General features: G+C 73.7%; 14 protein-coding genes. 4 read left to right on the top strand and 10 right to left on the bottom strand.

Annotated features, from left to right (window positions below; genetic code table 11):
• Positions 1-14: 14 nt before the first annotated feature.
• From ACZ6RT_RS02470 to ACZ6RT_RS02440, 7 genes are all read right to left on the bottom strand, one after another.
• Complete coding sequence (locus ACZ6RT_RS02470) at positions 15-890, bottom strand: family 3 encapsulin nanocompartment shell protein (RefSeq protein ID WP_399188540.1); 876 nt, start codon at positions 888-890, stop codon at positions 15-17.
• A 167-nt stretch (positions 891-1,057) separates the two neighbouring features.
• The gene (locus ACZ6RT_RS02465; protein ID WP_470151999.1) at positions 1,058-1,909 is read right to left on the bottom strand and encodes a class I SAM-dependent methyltransferase; all 852 of its coding nucleotides are present in this window, start codon (positions 1,907-1,909) and stop codon (positions 1,058-1,060) included.
• 83 nt (positions 1,910-1,992) lie between these two features.
• Entirely contained in the window at positions 1,993-2,823 is an 831-nt protein-coding gene (locus tag ACZ6RT_RS02460) for an SDR family NAD(P)-dependent oxidoreductase (protein ID WP_399188536.1), read from the bottom strand.
• Positions 2,808-3,818 carry a sulfotransferase gene (locus tag ACZ6RT_RS02455; protein ID WP_399188534.1) on the bottom strand — a complete coding sequence of 337 codons (1,011 nt, stop codon included), beginning with the start codon at positions 3,816-3,818 and terminating at the stop codon, positions 2,808-2,810. The genes ACZ6RT_RS02460 and ACZ6RT_RS02455 overlap by 16 nt, the downstream gene beginning before the upstream one ends.
• Positions 3,815-5,050, bottom strand: coding sequence for an MFS transporter (locus ACZ6RT_RS02450; protein WP_399188532.1), 1,236 nt, complete (start codon positions 5,048-5,050; stop codon positions 3,815-3,817). The genes ACZ6RT_RS02455 and ACZ6RT_RS02450 overlap by 4 nt, the downstream gene beginning before the upstream one ends.
• Positions 5,051-5,052: 2 nt before the next feature.
• Positions 5,053-6,441 (bottom strand): DegT/DnrJ/EryC1/StrS family aminotransferase, encoded by a 1,389-nt coding sequence (locus tag ACZ6RT_RS02445; RefSeq protein ID WP_470151997.1) that lies wholly within the window; start codon positions 6,439-6,441, stop codon positions 5,053-5,055.
• Between the two features lie 706 nt (positions 6,442-7,147).
• A complete protein-coding gene (locus ACZ6RT_RS02440; RefSeq protein ID WP_399188528.1) occupies positions 7,148-7,717 on the bottom strand; it encodes a PadR family transcriptional regulator in 570 nt (189 codons plus the stop codon).
• A 53-nt stretch (positions 7,718-7,770) separates the two neighbouring features.
• Between ACZ6RT_RS02440 and ACZ6RT_RS02435 the strand changes: the two genes are divergently transcribed.
• Positions 7,771-8,952 carry an FAD-dependent oxidoreductase gene (locus tag ACZ6RT_RS02435; protein ID WP_470151996.1) on the top strand — a complete coding sequence of 394 codons (1,182 nt, stop codon included), beginning with the start codon at positions 7,771-7,773 and terminating at the stop codon, positions 8,950-8,952.
• 137 nt (positions 8,953-9,089) lie between these two features.
• Here the strand turns inward: ACZ6RT_RS02435 and ACZ6RT_RS02430 are convergent, their stop codons facing one another.
• On the bottom strand, positions 9,090-9,959 hold the full coding sequence (locus ACZ6RT_RS02430) for a UbiA family prenyltransferase (RefSeq protein ID WP_399188524.1): 870 nt from the start codon (positions 9,957-9,959) through the stop codon (positions 9,090-9,092).
• 122 nt (positions 9,960-10,081) lie between these two features.
• On the opposite strand from ACZ6RT_RS02430, the gene ACZ6RT_RS02425 reads away from it, so the two are divergent.
• From ACZ6RT_RS02425 to ACZ6RT_RS02415, 3 genes are read left to right on the top strand one after another with little or no spacing between them, the layout of a single operon-like run.
• Positions 10,082-11,422 (top strand): type III polyketide synthase, encoded by a 1,341-nt coding sequence (locus ACZ6RT_RS02425; RefSeq protein ID WP_470151995.1) that lies wholly within the window; start codon positions 10,082-10,084, stop codon positions 11,420-11,422.
• 7 nt (positions 11,423-11,429) lie between these two features.
• A complete protein-coding gene (locus ACZ6RT_RS02420) occupies positions 11,430-12,032 on the top strand; it encodes an isoprenylcysteine carboxyl methyltransferase family protein (protein ID WP_399188520.1) in 603 nt (200 codons plus the stop codon).
• Positions 12,029-13,042, top strand: coding sequence for an NAD(P)/FAD-dependent oxidoreductase (locus tag ACZ6RT_RS02415; RefSeq protein WP_399188518.1), 1,014 nt, complete (start codon positions 12,029-12,031; stop codon positions 13,040-13,042). Before ACZ6RT_RS02420 ends, ACZ6RT_RS02415 begins: the two co-directional genes overlap by 4 nt.
• Before the next feature lie 2 nt (positions 13,043-13,044).
• Here the strand turns inward: ACZ6RT_RS02415 and ACZ6RT_RS02410 are convergent, their stop codons facing one another.
• Both ACZ6RT_RS02410 and ACZ6RT_RS02405 read right to left on the bottom strand, forming a co-directional pair.
• Positions 13,045-14,058, bottom strand: coding sequence for a hypothetical protein (locus tag ACZ6RT_RS02410; RefSeq protein WP_470151993.1), 1,014 nt, complete (start codon positions 14,056-14,058; stop codon positions 13,045-13,047).
• Between the two features lie 155 nt (positions 14,059-14,213).
• On the bottom strand, positions 14,214-16,049 hold the full coding sequence (locus tag ACZ6RT_RS02405; RefSeq protein WP_470151992.1) for an AMP-dependent synthetase/ligase: 1,836 nt from the start codon (positions 16,047-16,049) through the stop codon (positions 14,214-14,216).
• Between the last annotated feature and the right edge of the window lie 30 nt (positions 16,050-16,079).

Genomic DNA, 16,079 nt, shown 5'->3' with positions numbered 1-16,079 from the left:
CATGGTGGCGTCCTCTACAGGGTCACGATGAAGAAGTTGGTCAGCAGGTTGACCACGACCCGCTCGTAGATCTCGGCCTTGAGCGCGATACCGGGCTCGGCGAACGTGCCCGGAGGCGGCTCGTCGAAGCGGATCACCGAGCGTCCGGCGTCGAAGAGCTGGGCGCCGTGCCCGAAGTCGCCGACGATGGCGGTCCCCGGGTCGACCAGGCGGGTCCGGACGATGAAGACGCCGTTCCGCTCCAGGTCGTCCATCAGGCCGCCCTGTCCCATGAACCGGTAGTAGTCGACGGGGTTGATGATGAGCCCGTCGGCCGTGCCGCCCATCTGTTCCGCCTCGTTGCAGGCCGCGAGGATCGTCGAGCCGAACGGTCCCCTCGACGTCATCCGCGGGATTCCCGGGATGTTCAGCAGCCCGCCCTCACCGCGGATGATGGTGTGGTTCTCGGCCGTGCCGAGCCGGACGATCAGCCGGTAGTTGATGAAGGACTCGAAGGTCTCGGGGTCCTCCCACAGGTCGGGCGGGACCTGCACCCACGCGGTGGTGGTGCACAGCTCCGGGATCGGCGACCGGTGGAAGCGGTTGGCCGCCTCCCGCCTCAGGTCGGCGTCGTCGACCTCGGGGTCGCCCGGCCGGGGCGGGCTCTCGTGCCAGTAGAAGCGCCGGGGGTCCCTGGACAGGTCGACGACCTTGAGCATGTTGCGCGCCGGGTAGCGGGGCTTCCTGCGCGAGCTGGTCAGTGAGTCGGTGATCGTCACGTCGTACTCGACGGAGGCCTCGAGTCCCTTGGCGGCGCAGGCCTCCACGAACATCCGGCCCGGTGACATCTCGTTCTTCCGCTGGGCGACGACCTCGGCCATCGTCCGTTTCACGCCTTCGGCGCGCTGCATGGCTTCCTCGCTCACTGGTGGTCGGGCACCGGCGGGCACCGGTGCGGCAGGTACTGACGGGCGCTTCTCCGGCGCTTCTCCGGCACTGGTCCGGCACTGCTCCGGCACCGTCTCCGGTGCCGTTCCCGTCGCTGTCTCCGGCACTGTCTCCGGCACTGTCTCCGGCACTAGGGCGTGGCGGTGCGCGGCTTGCGGGCGACGAACATGCCCCAGCCGAACTCGCCGTCGTCGATGGCGACCTGGATCTCCGCGCAGGACTCGGAGAAGGCCAGCATCCAGTCGCGGGCCGCGGTGTCCGTGGTCGCCCCGGCGCGTTCGGCGGCCGTCCTTCCCAGGACGCGGTAGGTCTGGCGGATGTGGCTCTCCAGGTTGCGGGCCAGGAGGATCTCGAAGCCGGCGCGCTCCAGGGCCGCCTGGTACCCGACGAACGAGTAGCCCCCGTTCCACCTCACCCGGTCGTAGACGTGCTTGCGGGCGCGCTCGCCGATCTCCTCCCTGGGCTGGAGGAAGTCGGAGAAGGCGAAGATCCCCCCGGGCCGCAGGACGCGGTGGATCTCGGCGTGGCTGGCCGGCTTGTCCGGTACCAGGCAGAGCGCGTCCTGGCTGACGACGTGGCTGAAGGTGCCGGCCTCGTAGGGCATCCGCGTCACCGATCCCTGGCGGAACGCCAGGTCGAGGCCGTCGCGCGCGTCGAGCGCCTGCCGCGCGAACGCGACGCGCTCCGCGCTGAGGTCGAGTCCCTCGCCTCGGCAGCCGAACCGCCCGGCCAGGTGGAACAGGAAGTTGCCGCAGCCGCAGCCGACGTCCAGGACGTGGGACGAGCCGTCGATCCCGGCGTCCGCGGCCAGGATCTCCGACGTCCGCTCGGCGGCGGCGCGGTAGTCGTCGTCGGTGTCGCCGGCGAAGTACCCGGTGTGCAGGACTCCGTCGCCGTCCCAGAAGCTCAGGTAGGTGTGCAGGGTCTCGTCGAAGAAGTCCTCGACGTCCCTCTCGGTGTACACGTGGCCGGTGGCTGACATCACGGGTTCCTTTCTCGTTCTCGGTGCCGCGCGGTCCGGCGCCCGTGAGGACCCTCGCGGGGTCCCGGCGGGCGTGCCGGGCGTCAGGTGTAGGTGTCCTTGGTGGCGGAGGTGAGGTGGTCCGGTTCGGCCCCCGTCACGCTGGCGCCGCCGTCGATCAGGTGGACCACGCCGGTGACGAACGAGGCCCGCTCCCCCGCGAGGAAGGCGGCGACGGCGGCGAACTCCTCGGGGGTCGCGATGCGGCCCAGCGCGTTGTGCCGTCCCATGGCGCGCAGCTCCGCCTCGGGGTCGCCGCCGTCCCCGGCCAGCCTGGCCGCGGCCCGCTCCACCGGCGGGGTACGGGTGGCGGCCGGCGCGAGCACGTTGACGGTGATCCCGTCGCGGCCGACCTCGGTGGCGAGGGACTGGGCGAAGCGCACGACGGCGGCGCGGGTCACCCCCGACAGCGCGAGCTGGGCGACGGGGACGCTCGCCGTCTCCGAGGTCACGAACAGCAGCCGTCCCCAGCGCGCGGCCCGCAGGTGCGGCAGCGCCGCCAGGGCGAGGGTCACCGCCGGGAGCAGCACCCTGTCGACGGCCTCCCGGTACTCGGACGGCTCGAACCGGGAGGCCGTGCCGATCGGCGGGCCGCCGCCGTTGACCAGGACGACGTGGAGCGCGCCGAGGTCCGCGGCGACGTCGCCGACCCAGCGGCGGGCCGCAGCCTCGTCGGTGATGTCGACGACGGTGGTGTGGACGCGTCCGCGCGCCACCTCCTTCAGCCTTCGCCCGGCCTCGGCGAGCCGGCCGGGGTCTCGCGCGCCGATCGCGACGTGCGCGCCCTCCCGGGCCAGTTCCATGGCCGCGGCGAGACCGAGCCCGCTCGATCCACCGGCGACGAGCGCCACCCTGCCGTTCAGTCCCAGGTCCAACCGTCCTCCTTCTGGCGTTCCTCGTTCACCGGTGGCCTGGTGGTCCCGGTACGCGGGACGGCGTGGAGCGGGCCGCCCCGGGTGTAGCCGTAGCTTCCGAACAGCGGCCACGACAGCGTCGTCGCGGCCAGCCGGGCCCGCCGGGGCAGCCGGGTCGTCCAGGAGTCGTCCCGGTCCCTGATGAGGGTGGTGCCGGTGTTGAAGCGGTCCGGGTTGCCGGTGACCGTGTGGTTGGTGTGCAGCTCGACCGTCCGGCCGCGCACCGGGTTGCCCGCCGGGTCGGCGCCGCAGAACCGGAGCAGCCTGCCGATCGTCGTCTCGGGGTCGGCGATGAAGTCCTCGTAGCGCAGGAACACCGACCGCTCCCGGTGGTGCCGGAGGATGGCCTGCGAGGCCACGTTGAAGCCGTGCCAGTAGGCCGTGCTCTTCGGGGACGACATGACGTAGCAGTAGTCCTTCTCCCTGCTCCAGGACTGGGCGACCGCGCGCGGGTCGCGTACCAGGTGGACGTAGTAGGGCCGCACCCCGTCCAGGTACGGCAGCAGGGCCGCCTCGCCGGGGATCTTGGTGGTGTCGACGATCACGCGCGCGTCCGTCAGCCCGGCGACGGTGTGGTAGGTCCGCGTCATCAGGGCGGCGTGCTCGCGGACGTCGTCGCGGTACAGGCCGCGGCGCAGGACGCGCCAGGTGTGGCGGGTCCGCACGCAGGAGCGCTGGCGGCGGATGACGGCGTCGGCGTGGGCCTTCGCCGAGAGCCCGTCGGGCCGGACGGTCCGCAGGACCTCCGACCAGAGCGCGCACTCGGTCAGCGGCCTGCCGCAGCCGCAGGAACCGTTCGCGCCCCTGCCCACGGAGTTCCTCCACAGGAAGTGCAGCTCCCCGACGTGGAAGACCCCCGGGACCTCGTTGAGGATGTTGCCGATGATGGTGCTGCCGTTGCGGCACCAGCCGGTGATGCACAGGATCGTGAGCGGTGACCGGTCCGATGTGTTCAAGGCGTGCTCCTGACTCGACTCACCGCCGCCGGCTCGGTGTCCGGCGGGCGTACACTCAGCGCCACCGCCACGGCCGCCAGCGCGCAGCAGGCGCCGGCGACGAAGACGGCGGGGTACCCGAAGACGGCCGCGACCACCCCGGTCAGCGGTCCCCAGACGCTCAGGCCCAGGTCCCAGAAGGAGGTGTAGGCGCCGAGCGCGGCCCCCTGCGCGGAGGGGTCGGCGCGGTCCATCACCATCAGGGCCAGCGAGGGGTGCAGCAGGGAGAACCCGACCCCCATCACCACGCTTCCGAGCACGGCGACGGGCAGGTTCGGTGCCAGGGCGATGATCGCGAGCCCGGTGGCCTCGCCGACGCCGGACCAGGTCGCGACCCGGCGTGCCCCGAGCCGGTCCGGCAGGTGGCCGATGACCAGCCGCGTGCCGGCGTAGACGGCGCTGAAGACGCTGAGCGCCACGACGCCCGAGCCCACGCCCCTGGTCTGCAGGTGCAGGACGACGAAGGCGGCGACGCCGGCGTATCCGGCGGAGGCGAGCGCGAGTGCCAGGCCGGGCAGCAGGGCCGGGCGCGGCAGCAGGGTCTGCCACCGGCCCGGCCGCCCCCTCCCGTCGCCCGGTGCCCGCGCGGCCGGTGCCTGCGCGGCGGGCCGGCCGGTGCGGGTGGCCGCCGGGACGGAGAGGATCAGCAGCAGGCCGAGGAGGGCGGCGGCGGCGGTGAAACCCCAGACCGCGCCGTAGCCGAGGTTCAGCAGCGTCGCGCCGAGGAAGGTCCCGGCCGAGATCCCGCCCCACATGCTGACGCCGTAGAGGCCGATCAGCTGCCCGCGGCGCTCGTGCGGCGCGAGCGACACGACCCAGACGGCGCCCGCGGTGAAGAGCGACGCCTCGCCGACGCCGACCAGCAGGCGGACGGCGACGAGACCGCCCAGGCCGAGCGGGAGGAAGTACAGCAGGCCGCCCGCGGCGACGAGCAGCGCGCCCGCGCCCATGACGCGCCGGTGGCCGTACCTGTCGGCCAGGTGGCCGGAGACGGGACGCACCAGCAGCGCGGTCAGCGCCGTCGCCGTGACCACCAGCCCGACCGCGAGGTCCCCGGCGCCGAAGCGCTCCCGGACGAAGCCCGGCAGCACCGGGATCGCCGCGGTCAGTCCCAGGTAGCCGCAGAACAGGCCGCCGAAGACCCCGAAGAGGGCCAGGCGCGGGATCCGGCTCCCCCCGGCGGAGGCGTCCACCGCTACTGCCCGGCGGGAGCGGTGCCGACCGGCCCGGACCGCACCGGATCGGGGCCTACCGGATCGGGGCGTACCGGATCGGGCGCGTGACGGTTCGTGCCGAGTGCGCCCGCGACCTTGCGGACCGCCCTGATCAGGTGGTCGCAGTCCTCGGTCGAGAGGCTGGAGGAGAGCGGGACGTCGACCGCCTCCCGCAGGTGCCGGGTGGTCGCGGGCAGCAGCGCCTTGATCTCCTCGACGTCCTGGTCGCCGAACAGGAACCGCCAGTTCCAGAAGACCCGCACGTTGGTGTCCCTGTCGGAGCCGAGGTTGCGCGCGTCGACGCCCTCGCAGCACAGGGCGCGGGCGAACCACCCGGCGTCCGCGCCGGGGACCCGGAAGATGAACGCCTCGCCCAGGTAGGCCCCGGGCGCCACGGGCCGGCGGATGGCGATCTGCGGGAGGTCGGCGAGCGCCTGGGCCACGTAGGCGTAGTTGGTCCGGAAGCGTTCCAGCCGGAGCGGCAGCCGTTTCATCTCCGCGCGCAGCAGGGCCGCGCGGATCTCGTCCATCCGGAAGCTGAGCAGCGGCAGGTCCAGGTCGGTGGCGATCGGCGGGTCGCCGTCCGGGAAGTGCCTGCGGAAACGCCCCTCGTACGCTCCGGAGAGCACCACCGCGCGGGCGAAGAGCACGCTGTCGTCCGTGGCCAGGAACCCGCCCTCGCCGCAGTTGAGCGACTTGTCGGACTGGGTGCTGAAGGCGCCCGCGAGGCCGAAGGTGCCGAGCTTGCGGCCCCTCAGCTCGGCGCCGAAGGCCGGGACGGCGTCCTCGAACAGCGGTACGCCCATCTCGGCGGCGAAGCGCGTCAGCGCCTCCACGTCGGCGGCGAAACCGCGCATGTGGACGACCAGGATCCCCTTGATCCCGGGCGTCCAGCGGCGGCGCAGGTCGTCCAGGTCCATCTGCAGGTTCTCGTCCACCTCCACCAGCAGCGGGGTGCATCCGGCGAGCACGATGGCGCTGGGGGTGGCGACGAAGGTGAAGCCGGGGCAGGCGATCAGGGAGCCGGGCGGGATGCCGGCCGCCATGATGGCGAGCGCGATCGCGGTGGTGCCGCTGGACACGGCCAGCGCGTGCCTGCTGCCGAGGTAGCGGCACAGGTCCTCCTCGAACCTGCCGCACTCGGTGTCGTGCTGGGCCCGGTAGTCGTAGCGGAAGTACAGGTGGCTGCGGATGGCGCGCAGTGCCGCCTCCTCGTCCTCGGGGTGGACGAAGACGGCCCCCTTGTCGTAGGTCGGCCAGGGGGTGCGCCGGACGGGGTCACCGCCGTGCAGGGCCAGGCGGGCCTTCCCGGTCTGCGGGGTCTGCGATGACGGCAGGGTGGGCGCCGCCCCCTCCTCGTCTGTGTTCACCGTCGGGCTCCTCGGTGCTGGGCTGGCTGGTCTTCTCGTCGGAAACGTCGGGGCGTCGGGGCGTCGGGGCGTCGGGGCAGGCGCGGTCACACCGCCGGCGCGGTCGTGGTCACGCGGTGCCGGTGGCGTCGGGGGTGGCGGCGGTGAACGTGGAGGGCGCCCGTCGCGGGCACGGAAGGTCGGCGGACCGGAAAAGGCCCGCATCGGTCGGAAAAGAGGACTGAATCGCTTCAGGAACCCGTCCGGAAGACCCGGCGAGTTTTTCGATCATGTGGGGGCCGAATGAAAACCTTCTGCATATTCCCTAAATGTCCAGAAGGTGTCAATGGGGGGAAATATCATTGGTCCGGGGCGGACGAGCGGCCTCCCGGAACGCCCGCGGCCACCTGCGCCTCGTTCCCCGCCCACAGGGCGGTCACGCCCCGGAGCGGCGCGGATACGCGGCCGTCCGGCCGCAGGAAGGATGCAGGCCGACGCCGGGACGCCGGTCTCGCCATGAAAACCCACAAAACCAATAACGAAATAGGAGAATGGCGAGAAAAGGCATTCCCGGCGAGAGAAGTAGGCGCTTCCCGCCCTTGACCCGGCGTTTCGGTCATTCCCTTAACACGGTTTGAGAAAAAGCTTTCCGGACGTCGGCGGGCCCGCCGATCCGCTTTTGTTTCCAGCCGGATGACGACCGAACGGCTATCCGAAACGCCCTTTCCTATTGCGGGCGGTGCCAGGTGATCCGCCCGGCGCGCAGGTCGTCGGCGAGCTCGCGGACGTAGTCGAGCTCGGCCCGCAGCACGGCACGCTGGTACTCCGACTCCACCAGGAACACCCGGGACAGGAAGGCCGCCCCCTCCACCAGGTCGCCCTCCAGCCTCGCCAGCTGCGCCGCGAGCGCCTCCAGGCGCTCGTCGAGCGCGGCCCGGACCTCGTCGGGCGGCAGCACGGGCAGGAAGGCGAGCGCGGCGGGGAACTCCGGGAACTCCCGGGCCGGGGTGGAGAGCATCGTGCGCATCCACGCCCGCAGCGTCTCCAGCCCCGTCTCGGTGGGCTCGTAGACGGTCCGCTCGGGGCGGTTCTCCTCGCGCAGGGTCTCGCGCACCGCGATGAGGCCGTCGCGCAGCAGCCGGTCGATGGTCTGGTACACGCTGTTGCGCTGCGCGACGTTGACCACGTCGTCCTTGTGCCGCTCCTTGATCAGCTGCTGCATCCGGTAGGCGTGCATCGGCGCCTCGGAGACCAGGGAGAGCAGGGCCATGGCCAGGGGTGAGCGCCTCGTGGACATGGGACCCATCGTACGGGGCGACGAACCATAGTCATTCTATGTATAGTCATCTCATGACTAAAAAAGCTTTGATCATCGGCGGCGGCATCGCCGGCCCGGTGACGGCCATGGCCCTGCGGCGGGCCGGCCTCGACGTGGAGGTCTTCGAGGCCTACGACCGCGGCTCCGACAGCGTGGGGGCCTTCCTCACCATCGCGATCAACGGGCTCGAGGCCCTGCGCGTCCTCGACCTGCGCGAGCAGGTCGCCTCCCTGGGCATGGACTCGCCCCGAATGCTGATCTTCAACAGCCGCGGCAGGCGGCTCGCCTCCCTGGCGCAGCCCGGCCGGACGGTGAAGCGCGCCGACCTCTACCGCACGCTGCGCGACGAGGCCGTACGGCGCGGCGTGCGCATCACCTACGGCAGGCGCCTGGTCGACGCCTCGATCACCGGCGACGGGGTGCGGGCGGTCTTCGCCGACGGCGGCACGGCCGAGGGCGACCTGCTGATCGGCGCCGACGGGCTGCGCTCGCGCACCCGCACGCTCATCGACCCGGGCGCTCCCCGTGCCCGGCACGTCGGGCTGCTGAACACCGGCGGTTTCGCGACGGGCGTCACCGTGCCGGGTGAGCCGGGGACGAGCCACTTCATCTTCGGCAAGAAGTGCTTCTTCGGCTACCTGGTCCACCCCGACGGCCAGGTGTGGTGGTTCGCCAACCCGCCGAGCCCCAGGGAGCCGACCCGCGAGGAGCTCGCGGCGATCACCCCGGACCAGTGGCGCGCCCGGCTGGAGGAGCTCTTCCGGGACGACACCGGGCCGATGCTCGACATCATCCGCGCGGCCGGAGACATCCCGCCCGCCTGGAACACCTACGACTTCCCCTCGGTGCCGCGCTGGTTCAACGACCGCATGGTCATCGTGGGCGACGCCGCGCACGCCACCTCGCCCTCGGCGGGCCAGGGGGCCTCCATGGCGATCGAGGACGCGGTCGTGCTGGCCACGTGCCTGCGCGACGTCCCCGGGACCCGGGACGCGTTCGCCGCCTTCGAGCGGTTGCGCCGCGACCGGGTGGAGCGGATCGTGGCGCAGGGCAGGCGGAACGGGAGCGGCAAGGCCCCGGGGGGCGCGGGCGCCTTCGTCCGCGACCTCGTGCTGCCGGTGGTCATGCGTCAGGTGGCGAAGGGGAACGCGATGGCCTGGATGTACGACTACCGCGTCTCCTGGGACACCCCGGTGTCCACGGCGGCGCGCTGAGCGCTCTCCCGCCCGGGAGCCCGGGGAACGGGAGGCGGGAACGGGAGACGGGAAGGGGCCGGGGGCCCGGGGAACGGGCCGGGAGACCCGGGAGCGGGAAGCCCCGGGAGCGGAAGCCCGGGGGGCCGGGGCGCGGGTCAGGCAGCGGTGAGGGCGGTACCGCCGGCGAGGAGCAGCGCGACGTCGACCGCGGCGACCGCGATCGCCGCGGCGAACGGCACGCGCGGTGAGCCGCGGCCCAGCGCCAGCCCGCCCGCGGTGAAGGCCCCGGCCACGGCCAGGGCCGCCCAGCCTCCCGGCCCCGGCGATCCCCCGGGCCCCAGGACGAGCAGGGCCGTCGCCGCCAGCAGCGGCACCGGGATCAGGGCGCGGACGCGGGCGGCGCCCAGCCGCTGCGGCCAGCCCCGGATCCCGCCCGCGAGGTCCGCCGGGATGTCGGGGAGCACGTTGGCCAGGTGCGCCCCGCAGCCCAGCAGCGCGGCGGCCGGGATCGCCCACCAGGCCGGCCAGGGCTGTCCCGGCAGGCCCAGCGTCACGAACGCCGGCAGCGAGCCGAACCCCACCGCGTACGGCAGCCAGGAGAGCACCGTCGCCTTGAGCCCGAGGTCGTAGGCCCAGGCCGCGGCGACGCCGACGAGGTGGACGGCGCCGGCCACCGGCCCTGAGGCCAGCGAGAGCGGCACGCAGAGCGCCAGCGCGGTGAACGCGGCGGCCCACACCGCGCGCCCGCTCACCGCGCCACCGGCGACGGGTTTGTCGGTACGGCCCGCGGCGGCGTCGCGCGCCGCGTCCACCGCGTCGTTGCACCAGCCGACCGAGAGCTGCCCGGTCAGCACGGCCGCGGCCACCAGGACGCACCCGGCCGCGTCGCGCCCGCTCGCCACGGCCAGCGCGGTCACCAGGACGGTCACCGCCACGGTCGGCACCGGGTGGCAGGCCAGCAGCAACGCCGGCGCGGCCCGGAGCACCGGCCCCGGGCGCGGATTCGAGGACCGGCTCGTCGTCACGGACCGATGGTAAGCCGGGCCGTCCCGGAAAGCGGGCATCGCGGTCGTCGCCACGCATGCGAAGGACTCGGCTGGGCAAAAGGGAGGTGTCTACGTTTCGTAAGCCGGGGGTGGTTGTTCAGATGACGCGAATCGTCGCTGTCCGCGGCGCGCTTCCACCGAACCGGCACTCCCAGGCGGACATCACCGACGCGTTCGCGCGGGCGTGCCTGCCCGAGGGATCCAGCCGCCTGCTGCTCGACCGGCTGCACGCCTCCGCGCGGGTGGAGTCCCGCCACCTGGCGCTGCCGTTGGAACGGTACGCCAAGCTGGACGGTTTCGGTGCGGCCAACGCCGCCTTCGTCGAGACGGCGATGGAACTGGGCGTCGAGGCGGTGAGCGGCGCGCTCCAGGACGCCGGGGCGGCGCCCGAGGACGTGGACATGATCATCTTCACCTCGGTGACCGGCCTGGCGGCACCGTCGGTGGACGCGCGCATCGCCGGCCGGCTCGGGCTGCGCCCGGACGTCAAGCGGACCCCGATCTTCGGGCTCGGCTGCGTCGCGGGCGCAGCCGGGATCGGCCGCCTGCACGACTACCTGCACGGCTGGCCGGACCAGCTCGCCGTGCTGCTCTCGGTCGAGCTGTGCTCGCTGACCCTGCAGCGCGGTGACGCCTCCATCGCCAACATGGTGGCCAGCGCCCTGTTCGGTGACGGCGCGACGGCCGTGGTGGCCTGCGGCGACGAGTGGCGTCCGCGCCGCGCCGGGGTGTTCTACGGCCCGCCGTCGGCGCCGGTGTCGTCCCCGGGGAACGGGACGGACGCCGCGGGCGTCCCCGGCCAGGACGAGCCGTCCGGTGCCGCGGGCACAGGCACAGGCGCGGGCACCGGCGCGGTGACCGCGGCCACGACCCGGCCCTGCGGTCCTGCCGGGTCCTCCCCGGCGAGCGGGGCGCCCGGGACACCCGGCCCCTCCGGTCCCGCCGGGACCTCCCCCGCGTCCGGGACGTCCCGGCTCTCCGCGGCCGCGGCCGCGTCCCCGGCGCCCGGTCCCCAGGTGGTGGCCTCGCGCAGCCACCTGTATCCAGGGTCCGAGCACGTGATGGGCTGGGACGTCGGCGACAGCGGTTTCCGCGTGGTGCTGGACGCCAGCGTCCCGGAGGTGGTGCGCACCTACCTGGCCGACGACGTGCGCGACTTCCTGGCCGACCACGGGCTGACCGGCGCGGACGTGACGGCGTGGGTCTGCCACCCCGGCGGCCCCAAGGTGCTGGAGGCGGTGCAGGAGACGCTGGAGCTCCCGGAGGGCGCGCTGGACCTCACCTGGCGCTCGCTCGCCACGATCGGGAACCTGTCCTCGTCCTCGGTCCTGCACGTCCTGCGGGATACCCTGGCCCTGCGGCCGCCGCCGCCCGGCACCCCGGGGCTCCTGCTGGCGATGGGGCCGGGCTTCTGTTCCGAACTCGTACTGCTGCGCTGGTAGGAGCCCGATGTCCTGGCATCTGTCGTCCTGGTACCTGCTGCTCCTGCTGCTCGTCGGGCTGGAGCGCGTCGCCGAACTGGTCGTGGCCCGGCGCAACTCGCGCTGGAGCGCGGAGCGCGGCGGAGTGACCTACGGGCGGGGCCACTATCCGTGGATGGTCGCCCTGCACACCGGCCTGCTGGCCGGATGCCTGCTGGAGGCGGGGCTGGCCGACCGGCCCTTCGTCCCGGCGCTCGGCTGGCCGATGTTCGCCCTGGTGGTGGCCGCGCAGGGACTGCGCTGGTGGTGCATCACCGCGCTGGGGCCGCAGTGGAACACCCAGGTGGTCGTGGTCCCCGGGATGCCGCTGGTGGAGCGCGGCCCCTACCGGCTGCGCTGGCTGCGCCACCCCAACTACGTCGCGGTCGCCGTGGAGGGCGCCGCACTGCCCCTGGTGCACGGCGCGTGGATCACCGCGCTGGCCTTCACCGTGCTCAACGCCGCACTGATGGTGGTGCGGATCCGCTGCGAGGAGGAGGCCCTGGCCGCGTCGGCGGGCCCGCCGGCCGGCGCGTCATCGGGCGCGTCGCCCGGCACGTCGGCACCGGCCGGCGGGCGGGAAACCGGGTGATCGACGTCCTGATCGCGGGCGGCGGACCGGCCGGGCTGGCCACCGCCATCCACGCGACCATGGCCGGGATGGAGGCGGTGGTCGTCGAGCCCAGGCCCGTACCGGTGGACAAGGCGTGCGGCGAGGGGCTGATGCCCAGCGGCGCCGCGGCCCTGCGGGAGCTGGGCGTGCTGGCCGAGGGCAGGCCGCTGCGCGGCATCCGCTACCTCGACCGGCGTCACGCGGTCGAGGCGGAGTTCCGCGACGGGTTCGGCCTGGGCGTGCGGCGGACCACGCTGCACGCCGGGCTGGCCCTGCGGGCGCGGGAGCTGGGCGTGCGGGTCGTGCGCGGCAGGGTGGAGGACGTACGGCAGGACGGCGACCTGGTCGAGGCCGCGGGGCTGCGGGCCCGCTGGATGGTGGCCGCCGACGGCCTGCACTCCCCGCTGCGCGCCCGGCTGGGCCTGGAGCTGCCCTTTCACGGGCCGCGCAGGTACGGGTTGCGCAGGCACTACCCGATCGCCCCGTGGACGGACTTCGTCGAGGTGCACTGGGCGGCCGACGGCGAGGCGTACGTGACGCCGGTGGGCGAGAACCTGGTGGGCGTCGCGGTGCTGAGCTCGCGGCGGCGCGGCTACCCCGAGCATCTGGCGGACTTCCCCGCGCTGCTGGAACGGTTGGACGGCCCGGCGGCGACCCCGGTGCGCGGCGCGGGGCCGCTGCGCCAGCGGGTGCGTTCCCGGGTCGCCGGGCGGGTGCTGCTGGTCGGCGACGCGGCGGGGTACGTCGACGCGCTCACCGGTGAGGGGGTGTCGCTCGCGCTGACGTCCGCGCGGCTGCTGGTGGACTGCCTGCGGGCGGGCACCCCGGAGGCGTACGAGCCGGCCTGGCGGCGCCTGTCCCGGCGGCACCGGATGCTCACCGGAGCGCTGGTGGGCACCCGCCGTTACCGGACGGCGGGACGGCTGATCGTCCCGGCCGCCCGGCGGATGCCCGCGCTGTTCGGCGCCGCGGTCCACGCGCTGGCCTGACGCTACCCCGCGGCCACCCGGTGGACGACGCCCACCCTGGGGGCGTAGCGGCTCGTCCCCTCGAACCGGAGCCGCCACTCGCCGCCGGTGCGGCCCTGCACGGTCCGGGCGAGGCGCCCGTGGTCGTCGGTCACCACCTCGGCCACCGTCGTCCAGCCGTGCTCCCGTCCCGGCCGGTGCAGGATCTCGACGGGCTGGCCGGGGAAGGGCGCGTAGTCGAGGTCCCCCTGCGGATCGACCCGGTTCAGCACGCCCGTCACCCGCACGGCCGGTCCCTGCCTGGCCACCTGGACCCCGCCGAACCTGGTCAGGCGCTTCAGCAGGAATCCCCGGTAGCCGGTGAGCCGGGTGCCGTCGGCGGCGCCGGCGTTGACCGTGACCGTCCAGGGCCCGGCCGGGTACCAGCGGCTCAGGCTCTTCTCCGGTACGAAGCGCCAGGTCTCCCAGCCCTCACCGGGCGCGGACGCGCCGGTCCCCGTTCCGGGACGGGCTGGGGCCAGGCGCGCGGGGGCGGGCCGGACGGGTGCCGGACCGGGCGCGAGGGCCGGGCCCCGGTCATGGCCGTGACCGTGGCCGTGACCGTGACCGTGACCGTGGCCCGGCCGGGGTGCGGGACCGGGCGCGCCGCCGGGGCCGCCTCCCGGGCGGGGCGCGGGGGTTTTGCCGGGACGGGCCTGCCGGTGGGGAGCGGTGAGGGGGAAGAAGGTGTCCACCGAGCCGGGCGGCAGGCCCGGCTCGACCTTGATCGTCACTCCCTCGGGGCCGGCGACGCCCCGGGCCACCACCTCCACCACCATGCGCACCGAGTCGGCGGGGCCGACCACCGGGGCCGGGGGGCGCAGGGTCACCGAGCGGATCGTCAGGTCCTCGACGGCGGCGGCCGGGGCGCCGGTCAGGGCCGGAGAAGCCTGGGAAGCCGGGGAAGCCGGGGAAGCCGGGGGCGCCGGGGGCACGGCCCCGGCCGGCAGGGCCGCGGCCCCCGCCGCGAGGGAGGCGAGAAGAACTCTGATCGTCATGATCACGACGCTAGGAGGACGGCGGTAACAGGGGGGTAGAGGACACACGCCCCGTTGGGCAAAACGGCGCCCGCCCGGCGTCCCCTGTCCCCGCCCCCACCACGCGCCCCCCTCGCGGACGGGCCCCTTCACGGGGGGCGCGCGGCGGGCCGCGGTCAGTCGCGGTACATCTCGTCGATGATCTCGGCGTACTTGGCGTGGATGACCCGGCGCTTGAGCTTCAGGCTCGGGGTGAGCTCGGCGGTCTCGGCCGTCCACTCCACCGGCAGCAGCCGCCAGCGCTTGATCTGCTGGACGCGGGCCAGCTTCTCGTTGGCGACGGCGATCGCGCCCTCGACGGCCTTGAGCACGTCGGGGTGCTCGGCCAGGTCCGCCAGGGTGGTGAAGGTGATGCCGTTCGCCTGGGCCCAGCCGGGGGCCACCTCGCCGTCGAGGGTGAGGATCGCCACCGGGTACGGCCTGCCGTCGCCGTAGGCGAGGGCCTGGCCGATGAGCGGGTGCTCCTTGAGGTAGTTCTCGATGTTGGCCGGGGAGATGTTCTCGCCCCCGGCGGTGATGATGAGTTCCTTCTTCCGGTCGACGATGCTGACGAAGCCGTCCTCGTCGATGGAGCCCACGTCGCCGGTGTGCAGCCAGCCGTCGGCGTCGATCAGCTCGGCGGTGGCCTCGGGACGGCGCAGGTAGCCGCGGGTGTTGGCCGGGCTGCGGGTGAGGATCTCGCCGTCCTCGGCGATGCGGACCTCGACGCCCGGCCCCGCCTGGCCGACCGTGCCGAGCTTGAAGCGCTCGGGGGCGTTGGCGGTGAACGCGCCGGTGGTCTCGGTCATGCCGTACACGTCCAGGATCCGCAGGCCGAGACCGGCGAAGAAGCGCTGCACCTCCAGCGGCATGGGGGCGGCCGCGGTGGCGAGCCAGCCGGCGTTCTCGAAGCCGATCATCGACCGGATGATCGCCAGCAGGGAGGCGTCGGCCTGCTCGTAGGCGGCCGTCACCTCGGGCGAGGGGGTGCGCCCGTACTGGTTGGCCTCGACGTAGGCGAGTCCCGCGGCCATGGCCGCGCGCACGTTCTCCTGCTGCTCCTCGGACTGGGTGGCCAGCAGCGCCTGCAGGCGGGCCATCATCTTCTCCCACACCCGCGGGACGCCGAAGAACAGCACCGGCTTGACCTGCCCGAGGGTGGCGCCGAGCTGGGCGAGGTCGGTGCAGAAGTGGGTGTGCGAGAACTTGAACAGCGGCAGGTAGAGGCTGAGCACCCGCTCGGCGATGTGCGCGTAGGTCAGGTAGGAGATCTGGGTGCCCCGAACCGGCAGGTCGGCCATCCGGTTGGTGGCCACGACCTCGAAGAACACGTTGGCGTGGGTCAGCGGCACGCCCTTGGGGTTGCCGGTGGTGCCGGAGGTGTAGAGCACGGTGAGGACGTCGTCGGCGTTCACCGCCCGCCAGCGGGCGTCGACGGCCCCGGGGTCGGCGGCGAGCCGCTCGCGGCCCAGGGCCAGGAAGTCGTCCCAGCTCATGAAGCGGTCACCGGCCGGGGCACCGTCCAGCATGATGATCGTGCGCAGCTCGGGGAGGTCGTCGAGGACCGGCTCCCACCTGGACAGCTCGGCCGGGCCGCCGAGCACCGCGACCCTGGCCTGCACGTCGGAGGCGACGAAGGCGACCTGCTCGGGGGCGAACGTCGAGTAGACCGAGCAGGACACCGCGCCGGCGTGCACCGCGCCCAGGTCCGCCAGCACGTGCTCGCTGCGGTTGACCATCATGAGCGCGACGGCCTCGCCGGGTTCCAGCCCGAGGGCGGCGAATCCCGCGGCGATCTCCAGGACCCGCTGCCGCGCCTGCGAGTAGGTCAGCGTCGACCAGCCCCCCTCGACCGGGTCGGAGTAGGCCGGGGCGTCGGGATTGCCGTCGGCGGCCTCCTTCAGCTGATCGCAGACCGTGCGGCCCGCGATCTCCCGCTCGATCTCCGCGCGCTCATCAAGGACACCGGCCATGGCGCTCCTCCAGAAAGTGTTCGCTTGCGC

The sequence above is a fragment of the Streptosporangium sp. NPDC050148 genome (assembly GCF_055586505.1).
Note: the sequence above shows the minus strand (reverse complement) of the source record. Positions and strands in the feature narration are given on the sequence as shown.

Coding starts and splice junctions, on each gene's coding strand:
- ACZ6RT_RS02470 (WP_399188540.1), bottom strand. CDS start 890: ATGCAGCGCGCCGAAGGCGTGAAACGGACGATGGCCGAGGTCGTCGCC.
- ACZ6RT_RS02465 (WP_470151999.1), bottom strand. CDS start 1,909: ATGTCAGCCACCGGCCACGTGTACACCGAGAGGGACGTCGAGGACTTC.
- ACZ6RT_RS02440 (WP_399188528.1), bottom strand. CDS start 7,717: ATGTCCACGAGGCGCTCACCCCTGGCCATGGCCCTGCTCTCCCTGGTC.
- ACZ6RT_RS02435 (WP_470151996.1), top strand. CDS start 7,771: ATGACTAAAAAAGCTTTGATCATCGGCGGCGGCATCGCCGGCCCGGTG.
- ACZ6RT_RS02425 (WP_470151995.1), top strand. CDS start 10,082: ATGACGCGAATCGTCGCTGTCCGCGGCGCGCTTCCACCGAACCGGCAC.
- ACZ6RT_RS02420 (WP_399188520.1), top strand. CDS start 11,430: ATGTCCTGGCATCTGTCGTCCTGGTACCTGCTGCTCCTGCTGCTCGTC.
- ACZ6RT_RS02410 (WP_470151993.1), bottom strand. CDS start 14,058: ATGACGATCAGAGTTCTTCTCGCCTCCCTCGCGGCGGGGGCCGCGGCC.
- ACZ6RT_RS02405 (WP_470151992.1), bottom strand. CDS start 16,049: ATGGCCGGTGTCCTTGATGAGCGCGCGGAGATCGAGCGGGAGATCGCG.